10 protein-coding genes are annotated in these 15,799 nt (G+C 48.6%); 2 read left to right on the top strand and 8 right to left on the bottom strand.

Annotation, left to right across the window (positions count from 1 at the left end; genetic code table 11):
* Positions 1 to 10 precede the first annotated feature (10 nt).
* A complete protein-coding gene (locus tag NX722_RS16575) occupies positions 11 to 988 on the bottom strand; it encodes a hypothetical protein (RefSeq protein ID WP_262563943.1) in 978 nt (325 codons plus the stop codon).
* Between the two features lie 704 nt (positions 989 to 1,692).
* Here NX722_RS16575 and NX722_RS16570 point away from each other — a divergent pair.
* The gene (locus NX722_RS16570) at positions 1,693 to 3,849 is read left to right on the top strand and encodes a TonB-dependent hemoglobin/transferrin/lactoferrin family receptor (RefSeq protein WP_262563942.1); all 2,157 of its coding nucleotides are present in this window, start codon (positions 1,693 to 1,695) and stop codon (positions 3,847 to 3,849) included.
* Between the two features lie 67 nt (positions 3,850 to 3,916).
* Here the strand turns inward: NX722_RS16570 and malQ are convergent, their stop codons facing one another.
* The 7 genes from malQ to NX722_RS16535 form a co-directional block, all read right to left on the bottom strand.
* Positions 3,917 to 6,097 (bottom strand): 4-alpha-glucanotransferase, encoded by a 2,181-nt coding sequence (gene malQ, locus NX722_RS16565; RefSeq protein ID WP_262563940.1) that lies wholly within the window; start codon positions 6,095 to 6,097, stop codon positions 3,917 to 3,919.
* A gap of 79 nt (positions 6,098 to 6,176) precedes the next feature.
* The gene (locus NX722_RS16560; RefSeq protein WP_262563939.1) at positions 6,177 to 7,310 is read right to left on the bottom strand and encodes an ABC transporter ATP-binding protein; all 1,134 of its coding nucleotides are present in this window, start codon (positions 7,308 to 7,310) and stop codon (positions 6,177 to 6,179) included.
* Between the two features lie 91 nt (positions 7,311 to 7,401).
* Positions 7,402 to 8,292, bottom strand: a complete 891-nt coding sequence (malG, locus tag NX722_RS16555; RefSeq protein ID WP_262563938.1) for a maltose ABC transporter permease MalG — start codon at positions 8,290 to 8,292, stop codon at positions 7,402 to 7,404.
* A 2-nt stretch (positions 8,293 to 8,294) separates the two neighbouring features.
* On the bottom strand, positions 8,295 to 9,830 hold the full coding sequence (gene malF / locus NX722_RS16550) for a maltose ABC transporter permease MalF (protein WP_262563936.1): 1,536 nt from the start codon (positions 9,828 to 9,830) through the stop codon (positions 8,295 to 8,297).
* 69 nt (positions 9,831 to 9,899) lie between these two features.
* Positions 9,900 to 11,078: a maltose/maltodextrin ABC transporter substrate-binding protein MalE gene (malE, locus tag NX722_RS16545; RefSeq protein ID WP_262563935.1), complete on the bottom strand. Its 1,179-nt coding sequence runs from the start codon at positions 11,076 to 11,078 to the stop codon at positions 9,900 to 9,902.
* Between the two features lie 355 nt (positions 11,079 to 11,433).
* Positions 11,434 to 12,312: a hypothetical protein gene (locus NX722_RS16540; RefSeq protein WP_262563934.1), complete on the bottom strand. Its 879-nt coding sequence runs from the start codon at positions 12,310 to 12,312 to the stop codon at positions 11,434 to 11,436.
* Positions 12,313 to 12,450: 138 nt separating this feature from the next.
* A complete protein-coding gene (locus tag NX722_RS16535) occupies positions 12,451 to 13,464 on the bottom strand; it encodes a LacI family DNA-binding transcriptional regulator (RefSeq protein WP_262563933.1) in 1,014 nt (337 codons plus the stop codon).
* A gap of 331 nt (positions 13,465 to 13,795) precedes the next feature.
* On the opposite strand from NX722_RS16535, the gene lamB reads away from it, so the two are divergent.
* Positions 13,796 to 15,127: a maltoporin gene (lamB, locus tag NX722_RS16530; protein WP_265442362.1), complete on the top strand. Its 1,332-nt coding sequence runs from the start codon at positions 13,796 to 13,798 to the stop codon at positions 15,125 to 15,127.
* The last annotated feature ends 672 nt before the right edge of the window (positions 15,128 to 15,799 follow it).

The following is a 15,799-nucleotide window of genomic DNA, read 5'->3' as shown; positions in this document are numbered from 1 at the left end:
AGAGATTCGCCTAAATACTGGATGAACGACCACGGAAAAAATTTCCAGGAGGTTTTGTTGTTGACAGTCTCAGTTGGGTTGTAGTCAGAATAAGCCTCAAAGTGGTAAGAAGACCAGAAAAAGCAACATCCGAGTGAGAAGCAGTCAATGGATTCTGGCTGTCACTGCTGGCATATCGACCGCCTGCCGGTGTCCTTTCTGATGCTTCTGTGTCTGACGCTTCGCTTGTGATTTCACCGCATTCCATCAGGGTAATGGTAAACAGAGATTGATTGGTACTGGTTTCCATATGTTCTACTTTTGAGGCTAGCCGGTGGTTGGCAAGAAAATTCTCATAGTGAATGATTGCTGTTTCTTGTGTGTCAGGAAATGTCTGAAGTGCCAGCCCCATTGGAGATGCTTGATTGCCGGAGCCGGGAGGCTCGTCGGGTGATTGGTAGACTGGGTAGTCAATTTGGGAACTGCTATCAATTAATGCTGGCAGTAAAGCTAAAAAAAACGGTTGGCTTCCAGCACGAATAGCCTGTTGAAACTCCGCTGGTGTCAGTAAGGTTTCAATGCCTTCTAATAGCTGAAGGGTGAAAGGGTCCAGAGTGACTTGTTGAATTAGCTCATCGTTATCATTAAGTAAGGCGTAGGTTGTCTCCGAATCCTCTATTTGCTCCGGGGGCAGAGGTTGCAGGGAATAGTGAATCCTTCGGATTCCATTACCAGCAGAACTGCTTGCCGTGTCACTTTGTTCTGATTCAGTGGTCAGGATGGTAGTGATCTGGATAGTGCCTGTTGGTGTTGAGGCAGAAGAAACTGGCAGCACTTGTGGTTGATCAGCCGGGTCTGGACAAGTGATCTCAACCCGTGCAGTAAATGGTTTGGCATTATTTGGCTTAATTTCATATTTGAATACAAAAAGAAGTCCGGAAGCATGTACAGGCATGAACAGGAGAAGTACTGCCAGTACATGAATGCAAAGACCTTTCGGGTGAGTCATTATTCCCTCGAAAACGAGTATAGGCTCTGTTGAGGCTGTCAGTGTAGATGATAAATGCAAGGCGATGGGAGAATTGAAAAGTATTTATAACGTTTGGATGAAAGTCTCATATTGACTGGTACTTTCGTCCAGCTTTTTGCACAGGAAGCGGGTTGCTGCTGAAAAATGGTCTGCCTTAAACGTAGTAGCTAAATTTGATATAGAAAGTTAATGATAATTATTATCATTAGCGTTGATTTGTTATCATAATACTTATAAAATAAAGCACCTTTTAAGAATTAACCGTTTGAAATTCAAAGAAATATACCGAGGTGGTTGGTAGGAGAGCGCTGAGTCTGTCATTGCTGCAAGAAACCGAATTCAGTTGGGAGCTGTTAGTTACCCTGTTGCGAGTACATAACTGTGCAGCAGGTTTTTCAGAAGACACAGGGGCTGTGTTACTCAACTCCAAACAATAACGGTTTAACAAATTTTTTCAGACAACGTATTGATGATTATTTTTTAAAAAAATTGTCACCGCGATGGTCTCTTTTATTCATCTGGAAATAAGTTCCTGTTTCAAAGTATCTGAACTTGTCATTACTACGAAGATGTGAAGTGCAAACCAGGAAGTTATTTCAGAACTATTCCTAATCATTATTTTACCAGGTCAGTGGAGTATTGTTTTTGTGTTGAGAAAAAATTGGTCTCTTCTTCTTTCCGTAATGATAACAGGTCCTGTTATTGCTGATATCAGTGAAAGCAATTCATTAGACAATGATCAGGTTATTGTACTTCCCCAGGTGTCGGTAATTGCCAGTAAGGTTGACGCTTCCAATGTGGGAAAGTCAACTCTGACAAGCGAACAGATTGATCGGAGGCAGGCCACTACAGTGCAGGAACTGCTGGATGATCTGCCAGGCACCAGTTTAAGTGGAAGCCCCAGGGTAGGCGGGCATACCATCAGCATATGGGGGTTTGGTGCCGATGTGGAGGATGTCCAGGTCAGGCTTGATGGTGCGCCTAAAATGTTTCAAAAATATCGGCAGGGCTCCCTCTTTATTGAGCCTGAGCTGTTAAAGGCCGTTGAGGTAAATAAAGGACCTCACTCTGCTCTATATGGTAATGGTGCTTTTGGTGGCGTAATCAATCTGGAAACCAAAGACGCAGATGATCTGCTGAAGCCGAATCAAACCGTGGGCGCGATGGTTAAATATGGCTTTGGTACAAATAATAATATGGAACTTTACTCTGGCAGTGTGTATGCCGGGGGCAAGGACAACCCTTTTGATGTGGTGGTTAATATCAATAAACGCCGTGCCGGTAATATGGAAGACGGTGAGGGCAATACCTTTAATTATTCAGGCATGAATTCAAAGTCTGGATTGATTAAATTGGGGTACGATTTTCAGAATGGTCATGATATTAACCTGACTTATATCCTTAATAAAGACGGTGGCACTGTGCCCTTTGCTGCAAAAAGAGGTCTGTTTGAGCTCAGAGGGGATCTCAGGAGCAAAACTGTCTGGCGTGAAACGGATGATGAAACGGTTGTGTTTAAACACCACTACATCTCCGGTGACTGGTTTGATACCTCGTTCACCCTTTCTATGGCCAATACCGATCAGTATGACAAGCGCCCTGAGAATGCTACGAAGTTTAAAGGGGCCAACATGGGTAACAAAAACTGGACGGATTATAAAACCTGGTTTGCGGAGTTAAAGAATGTTCAGACTTTCAACGTTATGAGAGTGCCGAACACTCTGACCTATGGTGTTCAGTTTCATAAAGAGGAGCGGGATGTCATGATGGTTAATCTGAGCAAGGAAGGCAGAGGAGAATACAATAACGGTTATTATCAGCCCTATTATATGCCGGGAGGTACCCAGACTTTCTGGTCAGCATTTATTCAGGACGAAATTGTTATTGATCGTCTTACTATTACTCCCTCCCTGCGTTATGACCATATAACCAATAAAGGGGTTCCGAATCTGGCTCCACAGTTTAATAACCCGGAAGCAGGTCATGACTACAGCAAAAAGAGTTATGCCGGTTTCTCCCCAAGGCTTGGGCTCTATTATCGTCTGAACCAGAATACGGCACTGTTTGGTGATATCAGTCACTCGTTCCGGGCACCGGTTGTTGATGAGCTGTATCATGTTCAGAGTCAGCGTGCTGGTGTATCGGCGGTGAGTCGGAGCCTGAAACCTGAAACCATCAACGCAATCCGTGTCGGCTTTCTGAAGTCCTTTGACGGGGTTGTTACATCAGACGACAATCTGCTGGTAAGAACAACACTCTTTCACCAGGAGGTGAAGGATAATATCCACAGCCGTCTGGGTGAATACACTAAGAGGGATTCCACTGGATCTAAACTGCCGAAGCAGGACTACTATCTGAATCATAAAGGTTATTACGTTCAGGGTATTGAAGCGGAACTGTTTTATGATGCGCCCAGAGTATTCGCCTCTCTGAATTTCTCCATTATGGACAGCGAGTATAAAGGGACGCCCCGGGATCCCAATGGTGTTGATGCTCCCGTCAACGAAGTGCCGCCACAGGAAGCCAATATGGTTCTGGGATATAAATGGCTTGAACAGGATGTGCGTCTGGGCTGGCGAGGCAAGTTTGTGAAAAACTCCGGTGATACGGTGATTGAGTTGGACCCGGATTATCATTTGTATGCTCTTTATGGTCGCAGCAAGGGCTATGCCGTTCACGGCCTGTTTATGGAGTGGGAGCCGAAGGCGAACCATCTGAACGGGCTGAAAGCTGTGGTATCGGTGGATAACCTGTTTAACAAAAGCTACGAGCCTTATCTGGCAGCACGGGTTCCTGGAATGGGACGCAATGTTAAGGCCACCGTTTCCTGGAAGTTCTAAGGGACTTCTTCAGGTTAACGTTTGGGTATGGCAGCCCGAATATGGGTATTCGGGCTGCTGTTCAGTGTTACGCCTTACGACACTGGGAAATGTTATGGAAGAAACGACGGTTGTCTTCGTTAGCAAAAAACTCGTCAAGGTTCTCCGTTAAACGACGACGCCAGTTCGGGTACTCCGTGCTGGTGCCGGGGACATTAACGGACGTGTTGATCATCATGCAGTCTTCCAGTTGCACATTGGTGATCTGTGAGCTGGCCAGTGCCAGATAGTAGGTAAAGCGCTCCATCAACTCACGACTGAAAGCCGGACTGTTCTGTGCATGAGGGTTAATGCCATAAGGCAGCTCACCGATCATTGCCAGCGTGTTCACAACGGCTTTACGGGTGTATTCCCGGTCGATGCGTTCTTTGTGGGTACGCTCATCATCAAAGATGCCCAGACTGTTCGCAACGTCAAGATCCTTCTCTTCCCACCACCCTTTCAATGGCGGTGTATCGTGGCAGGTCAGGTTTGCCATGGCCCGGGGTTTGTACGTGTCGGGCATTGGATAGCGATCACCCTCCTGCAGGTGAATACCGTTCAGACTGGAATACAGGCGTGCCGGTGGCAGGGCTTCTTCAATTTCCTTTGGAACAGTACCCAGGTCCTCACCAAAGACCAGACAATTCAGACGACGGCTTTCCAGTTTTATAATGCCCAGCAGGTCCTGCAGAGGATAGTGAACATAAGCACCATAAGCGGCGCTCTTGCCGTTCGGGCACCACCATAGACGGAACAGCCCCATGGCATGGTCAATGCGCAGTGCGCCACAGTCGCGCATGTTATTGCGGATCATGCGGATAAATGGCTCGTACTTCTGCTCTTGCAGAACCATCGGGTTAAACGGCGGTAGCCCCCAGTTCTGACCCTGTGGTCCAAGGGCATCGGGTGGCGCACCGGTGCTGGCATCCAGACAGTACAGGCTCGGATTGCTCCAGGTATCCGCGCCACCACGATCAACACCGACGGCCAGGTCGCGGTAGACGCCTACCATCATGCCTTTGTCCGTAGCGGTTTTCTGGGCGACAGCAAACTGTTCACTGGCCAGCCATTGCAGGAATTCAAAGTAACGAATTCGCTTTTCATTCTTTTTCACAAACGCTTTCACTTCTTTCGTGTCTGGCGTCTGGTAAGCCTGAGGCCAGCAAGGCCAGCCCCAGTTCATCGGGTCCTGTTTGCGGAAGTGTTCAAACAATGCGTCAAATGTCGCAAACTGACGCAGGCTTTCACCGTTCTCGTTACAGTAATCGATGAATGCAGCAGCACGATCTGTATTGTTTTTCAGATGTACCTTGCAGAAGAAGTCGTATAGCTTTTCCAGTATTTCAAACTTCAGGGAAGCAACGGTTTCGTAATCAACGTAATCCTGCTGTTGTGCTTCGGACAGACGACTCTGAAAATCTTTTTCAGAAAAACGCTGTCGTGCCACTTCACACTCGCTAAACTCAGGCACCTGTTCAGGGTTGATGTAAAGCACATTGCTGTAAGTACGGCTGGATGGGCTATAAGGTGAGCAGTGCAGTGGGTTGTCGGCGTACAGAGCATGCACCGGGTTCAGACCTACAAAGTCAGCACCGTTATCGGCCAGCTGGCTGACCATGTCGTTCAGGTCCCGGTAATCGCCCATGCCCCAGTTGTTTTTGGAGCGAACAGAGTACAACTGGATACCAGAACCCCAGATTTTTCCACCCTTTATCAGGGCTTCCGATTCATAGCAGGTTTCCGGTGCCACAATTAAAGAACAGGTTGAAGCGATACCTGCAACTTCCAGCTGGTGATAACCCAGAGGCAGGTCAGCAGGCAGAGGCAGTGACAGGCAGACCTTAGGGTCTTTGCCGATTTTGCCTTTTTCAATAATCGTGAGGTCGTTCAGTTCACGCCGGAAAATACGAACTTCGCCGTATTCCAGGGTAACGGTAATTTTAAACTGTTCAGGCAGTTTTTTTTCAGACAGGCGAATATCAATGGCAAAAGGCTTGTCCTGATGCAACACGGCAACAGCAGGAATCGTTTGCTGCCACTTCTCTTTGAGTTTCTTTTCAATCGCTTTTTTAATGGACTGCTTACTGCCTGAATCAAAGCCCATAGCCTGTAAAGGCGGGATTTTATTTTCAGGGGTAATCGTAACCGGTAATCCATCGGCATCCAGGTATTCGCTGGAAATGCCGCACAGCCCGGCGAGCTGATTAATCAACTGGTGATCTGACATGATAACTTAATTTCAGGTAGTTGTAGCCTGTAGGTTGGGAGTTACGCTCTTCCCAACCTACGTAACAATTTAAACGTAATTAGTCGTAATGTGGCGCTTTGGTGCGTGGGAATGCCAAACCCTTTTCATTAAACAGATGGCAGCTTTCTTCAGGCACGCCGACTTTGAATTCTGAGCCTTCTTCCCGACGACGGGAGTCTTCGGTTCTTAAAATAAAGTCTTCCTCAATCGCCGGATGATTCAGATACACAAAGGATTCTGTACCCAGGCGCTCAAGCGCCTTGATGGTGCCGGTGATGATATTGTCACCTTCTGCTTCAGCCAGGGCATCCTGAGGGCGAATCCCCAGTGTGACTTTGTCACCGGCCTTTGCTGAAGAGCTATCATTGCAGGCAACAATCTGTTCGCCGGTTTCCAGGCGGACAATGGTCTTCTCTGCACCGGCTTCCACAATTTCACCCCGGAAGAAGTTCATCTTTGGCGAGCCAATAAAGCCTGCAACAAACTTGTTGCGCGGGTGATGGAACAGTTCCAGTGGTGCGCCTACCTGCTCCAGGTTGCTTTCTGCGCCCTGTGCCAGCGGGCTCAGTACCACAATCTTGTCAGCCAGGGTCATGGCTTCCACCTGGTCATGGGTTACATAAACGGCAGTGGTTTTCAGACGACTGTGGATGCGGGACAGTTCCTGACGCATCTGTACCCGCAGGGCAACGTCCAGGTTGGACAGTGGTTCATCGAACAGGAAAACCCTTGGCTCCTGAACAATCGAGCGACCAATGGCTACCCGCTGACGCTGACCACCGGACATGGCTTTGGGCTTACGATCCAGCAGAGGTTCCAGTTGCAGAATGCGGGCGGCTTCTTTAACCCGTTCGTCGATAACGGACTTTTTGACTTTCGCCAGTTTCAGGCCGAATGCCATGTTTTCAGCCACGGTCATGTGGGGATACAGGGCATAAGACTGGAACACCATGCCTACACGACGCTCGTTGGGTGGCATTTCGTTCACACGTTCATGGTCAATTTCCAGCTGGCCGTCGGTGATATCTTCCAGGCCACAAATCATACGCAGCAGGGTTGATTTTCCGCAGCCGGACGGGCCAACAAAGGCAACGAACTCACCGTCGTTAATATCCAGGTTAATGTTTTTCAGAACGTAAGAGTTGCCGCCGTCGTAACTTTTATCCAGTCCTGCCAGTTTCAAGTCAGCCATTATATTGAATTCCGTAATCTTGTCGTTTTGGCTGGCTGAGTGTTGTTTTTACCCAGCCAGCATACTCTGATTTTTCGCTGTAAAGTGTCGTTTAACCTTTAACGCCGCCTGCGGTGAGTCCGCTGACCAGATAGCGCTGTGCCGTCAGGAAGATAATCGTGATCGGCAGGCCGGTCAGTACCGCAGAAGCGGCAAAGTCACCCCAGAGATAGTTCTGCGGGTTCAGGAACTGGTTGGCACCCACGGCCAGCGTCAGTTTGTCCATGTCCTGCACCAGAACGGAAGCCACCGGGTATTCACCAATCGTGGCAATAAACGCCAGGATAAACACCACCGCCAGAATCGGTACCGACAGGGGCAGCAGAATATGGCGGAAGGCCTGCCAGGGAGTTGCACCGTCAATGGCGGCAGACTCTTCCAGGGCATTATCAATGCTTTCAAAGTAACCTTTGATCAGCCAGATGTTCATGGTCACACCGCCCAGGTAAGCGATGGTCAGCGCGCCATGGGTATTCAGCCCCAGCCATGGGATAAAGTTGCCCAGTTTGTCGAAGATTGCGTGGAAGGCCACCAGTGCAAGTACCGCCGGGAACATCTGCATGATCATCATCATTTGCAGCAGCCCCTGTTTGAAGCGGAAGCGCAGGCGGGCAAATGCATAGGCGCCGGTAGTGGACAGCAGCAGAATAAACGCGGATGTCACAACGCTGATCTTCACGGAGTTCCACAGCCAGGTGAGTACCGGGAAGGTCGGCTCCATAATGGTGCCGTCAGCTGCTTCCCAGGGAATACCCAGGGCCATGGCCCAGTGCTCCAGACTCGGATTACTGGGAATCAGGCTGCCTGTGGCAAAGTTACCGGACCGGAATGATACGGAAATGATCATCAGGAACGGAAACATGATCAGGCACAGGAACACGATCAGAAACAGTCGGGCTGCCCAAACACGGTATTTCAGGTTTCTTGGTTGCACCATTGCCATGTTTATTGCTCCTGCAGTTTGCTGGTGGCTTTCAGGTTGGCCCAGGCGATAACGCCAACGATGACAAAGATCAGACCGGCAATGGCGGACGCCAGACCGTAGTCCTGCCCATAGCTGCCAAAGGCGATACGGAAGGTGTAACTCACCAGAATGTCCGTGGCTCCTGCCGGGGTGGAGGCGTCAATCAGGTTCGGGCCACCGCCGGTCAGCAGGTTGATCAGTACAAAGTTGTTAAAGTTGAAGGCAAAGCTGGCAATCAACAGCGGAACCAACGGTTTAATAATCATCGGTACGGTGATATGACGCAGGTTGTGCAGCGGGTTGGCACCGTCGATGGCAGATGCTTCGTACAGGTCTTCCGGAATGGCTTTCAGCAGCCCCATGGTGAGGATCATCATATAGGGGTAACCCAGCCAGCAGTTCACAATCAGGATCATGGCTTTGGCCAGGTATTCATTGGTGAACCATTCGGGGCTTATGCCAAACAGACTGTTGAGCACCATATTGATTTCACCAAAGTTCTGGTTGAACAGACCCCGGAAAATCAGGATGGATATAAAGGCAGGAACTGCGTAGGGAAGAATCAGCATTACCCGATAGATGCCGCTTTCTTTCAGAGGTTCCCACTGCACCAGACAGGCCAGCAGCAAACCAATAACCAGGGTAAACAGCACGGTCAGGCCAGCATGGGTAACCGTCCAGCCCAGGATTTTCCAGAACGGGCCCTGAATGCCGGGATCGGTGAGGACTCTGACAAAGTTGTCCCAGCCAACATAAACCGTGAAGCCGGGCGCCATACGCTCACCATCCTGACTCATATAGAAGCCGGTTGTATGGTCTGGTTGGTAAACGTCGCCGGTCTGGTTGTTGATCAGATTCTGGTGGTTACCTTCTTTAAATAAAGGCGCCATTGAGCCAAATTCGCGCAGGCTGGTCATCACCAGTTCGGATTGGTTTGGCAAGATGACTTTCAGTTGACCCAGGTCGCCACGCAGCTTGATCACGTCACGCATAGACAGCTTGTCGCCTTCAGCGACAGTAGACATATTGGCACTGATGGCAGCAGGCAGCTCAGCAACCGTAAAGGCTTCTGTCGTGTAAGACTCGTCGCTGTTCTGTTTGCTGGTCAGTTGCAACTGGTAAGCGTCGTTGTGCTGGTACAGGCTCAGGGCGAATTTTTCTTCGCCACTGCTGTAGGTTTTATCCAGATGAATCTGTTTAACCCGATCAAATGGCAGCAGGTTGGTTGAGCTGTAGTTGGTGAAGGCAATATTGACGGTATAAATCAGAGGGAATACCACAAACAGTATCACCCCCAGCAGACTGGGGTAGACGTAGCGGAAGTTATAAGCTTTTTCACTGGTGAAGACCCAGGTTCCGATACTTCCCAGCAGCAGGATCACAAGGGCAAAAGCGATCTCTCCCTGTGCGTACATCATGGTGACGATATACAGCAGCGCTATGTCAATCCCAGCAACAAGCGCCCACTTTAGCCCATTGCCAGACAGCACTCCGCCGGCACCCTGTGGCTGTTTCATGTTTCTTCTCCGGATCAGGACAGGCAGAAACCGGGAGCAGGTCCCGGTTTCTGAAGAGGTTTCAGACAATCAGTTGACAATACGTTTAGCGGCGTTATCGAGAGCGGCGTTCACTTCTTCACGCCCATTGGCGATGTTGTTCAGGGCAGCTTCCATGGAGCTCCAGAACTTGCCCATTTCCGGTACGTTTGGCATCAGCAGGCCGTTCATGGCACCTTCGTAGGTAGCCGCAATGCGAGGGTCAGACTTCAGCTCTTCCATAAACGCCTTGTTGGCCACCGCACCCAGAGGCACATCGTTGTTCATGGTTTTCAGGCCGTCTTTGCTCAGCAGGTAGCTTTCCAGAAATTCCTGCGCCAGATCCTTGTTAGGTGTCGCATTATTAATGGTGGCACCCCAGACGCCTACAAACGCACGAGCCGGGCTGCCGTCAATGGTTGGCAGTGGCGCAACGCCGTAGTTGATGTCGGACTTATCCAGGTTTGACCATGCCCACGGGCCGGAAACCATCATGGCTGCCTTGCCGTTGTTGAAGGTGGAATCCATGACACCGTAGTCAACACCCCGTGGCAGAACGTCTTTTTCAATCATTTTGGCGAACATCTGCGCGCCTTTTTTGGCACCTTTGTTGTTCACGCCAACGGTTTTAACGTCGTAGCCGGACTGGGTTTCCTTGAAGACGTAACCACCATTAGACGCCAGCATCGGCATGGAGAAGTAAGGCTGAACCTGGTCCCACATGATGGTGGCCATTTCCTTGTCTTTCTTCTTCAGTTCGTCATGCAGGGCGAACATCTCTTCGTAAGTTTTTGGTGCTTCTTTGATGATGTCTTTGTTGTAGATCAGGCCAATGGCTTCCATGGCCACCGGGTAGCCATAAATCTTGCCATTGATGGTGGTAGCCTGCCAGCCCAGGTCGACGATGCCGTCGTAGAAAGATTTGGAAGGCTTAACTTCTGCCAGCAGACCAGACTGAGCCCACTCACCATAGCGGTCATGGGCCCACAACAGAATGTCCGGACCCTGACCGGTGGCAGCTGCCTGCTGGAAGCGGTCGGTGATGTTTTCCGGAATTTCTACACGAACCTTGATGCCCATCTCTTCTTCAAACCGTTCACCCACCTTGCTGATGCCCTGGTGAGCTTTGTCGCCACCGACCCAGATGGTCAGTTCGTCTTTTGAAAACGCATGAGCAGTGCTTGCTGCAACCGTTAGCGCAATAGCTGCGGCGAGGGATTTCTTTAACATGTTTACTCCTGACAGTCTGCTTTTTAGCTAGCCGACATAGCTAAACGACCATGGCTAAACGACCATGTTTATTTAGTCAAAGGCAGATTGCTATGGGCTGGGTATTGTTGTAACGCCGCTTATGCTCTGGTGAAAGGCTTTGTGAATCAATGTGTAAACGTTTCCAACTGGTGCTCAATAACACTGCTTTTCTGAAAGGAAAAACGAACAGGTATTTTTGCTGCAAAAAACACTTTTTTGGGGGGAATCAGGAGTAGTTCTGAAATAACTTCCGTATTTCCGTCATTCCCGCTTTCGCGGGGATGACGAAAGTGTCACATGCATTTTTTTTAGCGCTTAGCTGCAACTATTCTGTCTACTTGCTTCTACTCTCCTCAATAATGGTGTCCAGTTTTTCTCTGGGTTGTTGTACCATGCTTCGTGGCACGGTAGTTAAATAGTTTACTATCATTATTTCTTCAGAAGGCAGGAAGCTTCCATTATTCAGACCCAGAGCGCTGATTATATCGTTACTGGTTGCTTGTGTAGCGTAACGCCAATCCAGCGGGGGGATGTTCTCTGCAGGTTGCACACTCGGTCCTTCAGGATTCATATTCGACAGGACAAAAATACGTCGTCCCTGATCAACAGCAATGGCCATATGAAACGCAAACTCTTCTTCGCCTATCCAAAAATAGTAGCTGATGACAAAGTGCTGGTGTCTGGTTGACAGAAGGTTCTGAAGGGTATCGGTCGCTTCGTCTATGCTGCTGAAGGAAAGTTGAGCAGAGATTAAATGGTCACGCGATATTAACGCGCCGATATTCGGATGGTTGTCTTCATTGCGTGCTATCTCGTGACTTATATTTAAAAGCCAGCGAGGTGCTTGATTGTCGTCTTGACTAACCGCGTCTGGTTCGCTGCCTGTAACCTCTGAATTGGATAAATCCAGATTTATCGTGTTTGACTGTAAAGCTGTTGCCGCTGGCACCAGATGAGCCGGAGTGTCTGTCGCAGGTCTGATGCAATGAACTGTTGAACCGGAGCAGGAGGGGTTATGGCATAGTTGGTTTGCATCCATTTCTTGATTGCACTCAGTACAGTTTACTGCCAGGGCTGGCAAAGGAAAGGCAGCCACTGTTGCGACACTAACAACCAACGTGATTCCGATACGGACATAAAGCGTTCTAATCCGCTTCCATTGAGGCACGGTCTTTATAACCCGATTCAACAAACCTTCTGCCGGATATCCCATATTCAATACCTGTTGTTATAAAAAGATTGATGGTTGGGTCACCATTGTAGAAGGCAGGCACTGGGAAGGGCTGAAAATAGTACTTCGCAGTGCCGGAGCGGGGTGTTCAGAGGGAGGGGTATTTTATTGAACTAAGCGTCAGCCAGCTTTTGCGGTCAGCACGGGCTCACCTGTGGTATGCCCCTGGCGCAGAAAGACATCCAGAAATTCACCTCTTGGGGCTTCATTGCGAATGGCTTCGAACACCAGACTGGCGGCTTTAGCGGCGATGCCTTCAATGTCCTGATTGACTGAAGTCAGGGCGTGATAACGATCATCGTCGATGCCGTCGTAACCCACAACATGCACATCTTGAGGTACCTGTTTGTCAAGGTCATTCAGTGCCATGCAGATGCCGGTAGCGACAATATCCGAGAAGGCAACAAAACCGTCCGGTCGTAAACCGGATTCCATCAGGGGGCGGACCCGGCGGTAACTGTCCAGTGCAGGCAACCCGGTGCTGTTACCAATCTCAATGATTTCTGAAGGAATCAGGCCGGCTTCAATCATCGCCCGGCGGTAGCCGGCATGCCTTAACCTGGAGACCTGGTGTTCACCGTTGAGACAAACAAAATAGATGGTGCGGCAACCATTATCCAGCAGATGACGGGTGGCAATAAAACCACCCTGTTCATCGTTGGAAGACACCCAGAAGGCATCTTCTTTTGGCTCGCCAATATAGATGACTGGCAGGCCCTCTGCATGAATGGATTTTAACCGTGGGTCGCTTTCGTGTATGCCGATGGCTATAAATGCTTTGGCTTTGGTTTCCAGCTGGCCGTCAATGCTGAATTTAGCGCGTTTGGCCCGGTAACCTTTTTGCTGGAGATGAACTTTCAGGATTTCATACACTTTCAGGGCAAAGGGCGAAATGGTTCCCAGGTCCAGGCCCAGAATAACGCCGATACTGAAATCGTCCTGACCATGCAGTTGTCGAGCCATGTAATTGGGCTGGTAATCCAGTTTTTTGGCAGCGTCTAATACCTTTTTGCGGGTGGTTTCTGAAACATATTTTCCACCGTTCAGTACACGGCTGACGGTAGCGATGGAAAGCTCGGCCTGGGCGGCGACCTGAAGAATTGTGGCATGACCTTCAGATTTCTTACGTGCCATAAATTAACTGCTGCATGTAGTGGGGGTCGGATGGTAACAGTAATGTTAAAAATTGTATCTGTAAATTGTGTTTACTTGACGCTGGTCAATTAATGGTGGGTTTTGATGTTGTTGTTTGTTTTTTGATCGGTCTCCTCAAAACCTTTACATATTGCGCCAATTCTTTTCACTGGCAGAATGCAGATCACGCTAAAAACGTAATTCATTTATTACATCTATTTAAAAGGCGCTTCATGAGAGTACAGCAATCGGGGGATTTTTTGCTGTGTGTTGATCATGACTTGCCGGATAAACACTGGACCATTTGGGAGTATTCGGTTTGGCTAAAACTATGAAAGCTTTACCACTGGCGGCTGCGGTTGCAGCGGTTGTTTTTTCAGCGGGTGCTGCGGCGGCTGATATTCAGTTTTCTGGTTATGCCCGTTCCGGTCTGGGCATGACTGGTAAAGGCGGTGACCAATGGGCATTCCAGGCCACTGGCGCTGGCTCCAAGTATCGTATGGGTAACGAAGCAGAAACCTATATGGAGCTGGGTCTGGGCAGCAAGGTCTGGGAAGATGGTGACAAGTCTTTCTCATTCAACAGCCGTATTGCGTACAAGACATTCCAGAACAAAGACTGGGCTAAGTTGAACGGCGATACCGACAATGAAATGGCATTGCGTGAAGCCTATGTAAAAGGTGACAACCTGTTTGAGTCCATGCCAGGTGCCAGCTTATGGGCGGGTCAGCGCTTCTACCAGCGTCAGGATGTTCACATGATCGATTTCTACTACTACGACATCTCCGGACCAGGTGCAGGTCTGGAAAATGTTGATGTCGGTTTTGGTAAGCTGAATCTGGCATGGACTCAGAATAACGATGAAAAAGACTTCCAGGCAGGTCATGGTAAATTCGTTGGTAACATGTTCGATGTTCGCCTGAATGATATCGCTGTTAACACCGATGGTTTTCTGCAACTGGGTCTGACCTATGGTACTGCTTCTGAGAACAAAAACTATAAGTTCACAGATAAAGATACTGGAAAAGAAGTAGAGATGAAAAAGAACGGCTACCTGCTGACAGCCGAACATACTCAAACTAACTTCTTTGGTGGCTTCAATAAGTTTGTAGTTCAGTATGCCACTGACGCTATGAGTACTTGGGGAATGGGTACTGTAGGTAAAACTCAGCCAGTTAATAAATCTGAAATAACCAAGCAAAAACTGCTGCGAGTTCTTGATCACGGTGCTTTCGACCTGCCTGATACTAACTTCAGCATGAGCTACGTAGTCATGATGAATAAACTGAAAAACGATGAGGATAAAGGTCGCACCTGGTACACTGCTGGTATCCGCCCTCAGTACCACTGGAACGAGACCATGAGCACAGCGGTTGAGCTGGGCTATGATCGTGTGAAGTTTGACAAGAAGGTTGTAGGTATTGATTCTGGCAAGACCTACAACATGAGCAAAATCACCATTGCTCAACAGTGGTCTGCCGGTTCCAGCATCTGGGCTCGTCCAACCATCCGCGTGTTCGGTACTTATGCCAAGTGGAACGACAAGCAGGCGCTTAACGGATTCCGTAAAGATGATAAGTTTGATGCTGATGCCTACAACGAGAAATTCGGTAGCAGCAAAGACGGCTTCACCTTCGGCGTCCAGATGGAAGCCTGGTGGTAAGGAGCTGATCTGAAAAGGAGGCACGCCTCCTTTTCAGGTACCCCTTTCAAGTCAGTGGAATTGAATTCCCGACTTACTTTATGTGTGAGTGGCTAGATATTTTATGATTTGCCGGTGCTGTTCAGTGCCGGCTTTTTTTTACGCAATTATTTTATCCCCCGGGCTTCAGTCATCGTTCGCAAAATAATGCAACAGGTCAGGTTTTATAGGCTAGTATTTCTGATACTTTGATTCAGGCATGTTTATTGGATAAACCCTGATGGCTCAATTTTAGTTATTCTCTAAAAACATAAATTTTAAATGGGGTAAAGCGGTTGTTTTCGATTGTTTTGGAAAATCTCAGCGCGGTGATTCGGGCAATATTAGTGTCATATCAGAGAGAAATTGTATTCCGGAAGCTGGCGGAGCTGTTATATGAGATACTCGAAAAAACCACGAAAGCAGAAGACATTGGACTTCTTCTGAGGCAACACCTGAAAGGCTTTCAGAATTCTTCAGTCTGACTGAAATATACGTATACTGACGTTTAAGTAAGATGCAGGCTCTGTAAGCTGAAATCGTTTACAAGCAATTAAAACTTTAAATACTGGTTCCCACAAAGAATAATTTAGAACAAATGCGTAATGATCCGAAATCAGAATTATAATGAACCTCAGGTCATGCGATCACGTT

It is taken from the genome of Endozoicomonas gorgoniicola (assembly GCF_025562715.2).
In the GTDB taxonomy this organism is placed as follows: Bacteria; Pseudomonadota; Gammaproteobacteria; order Pseudomonadales; family Endozoicomonadaceae; genus Endozoicomonas_A; species Endozoicomonas_A gorgoniicola.
The sequence above is the reverse complement of the archived record's forward strand: the minus strand, read 5'-3'. Positions and strand labels throughout refer to the sequence as shown.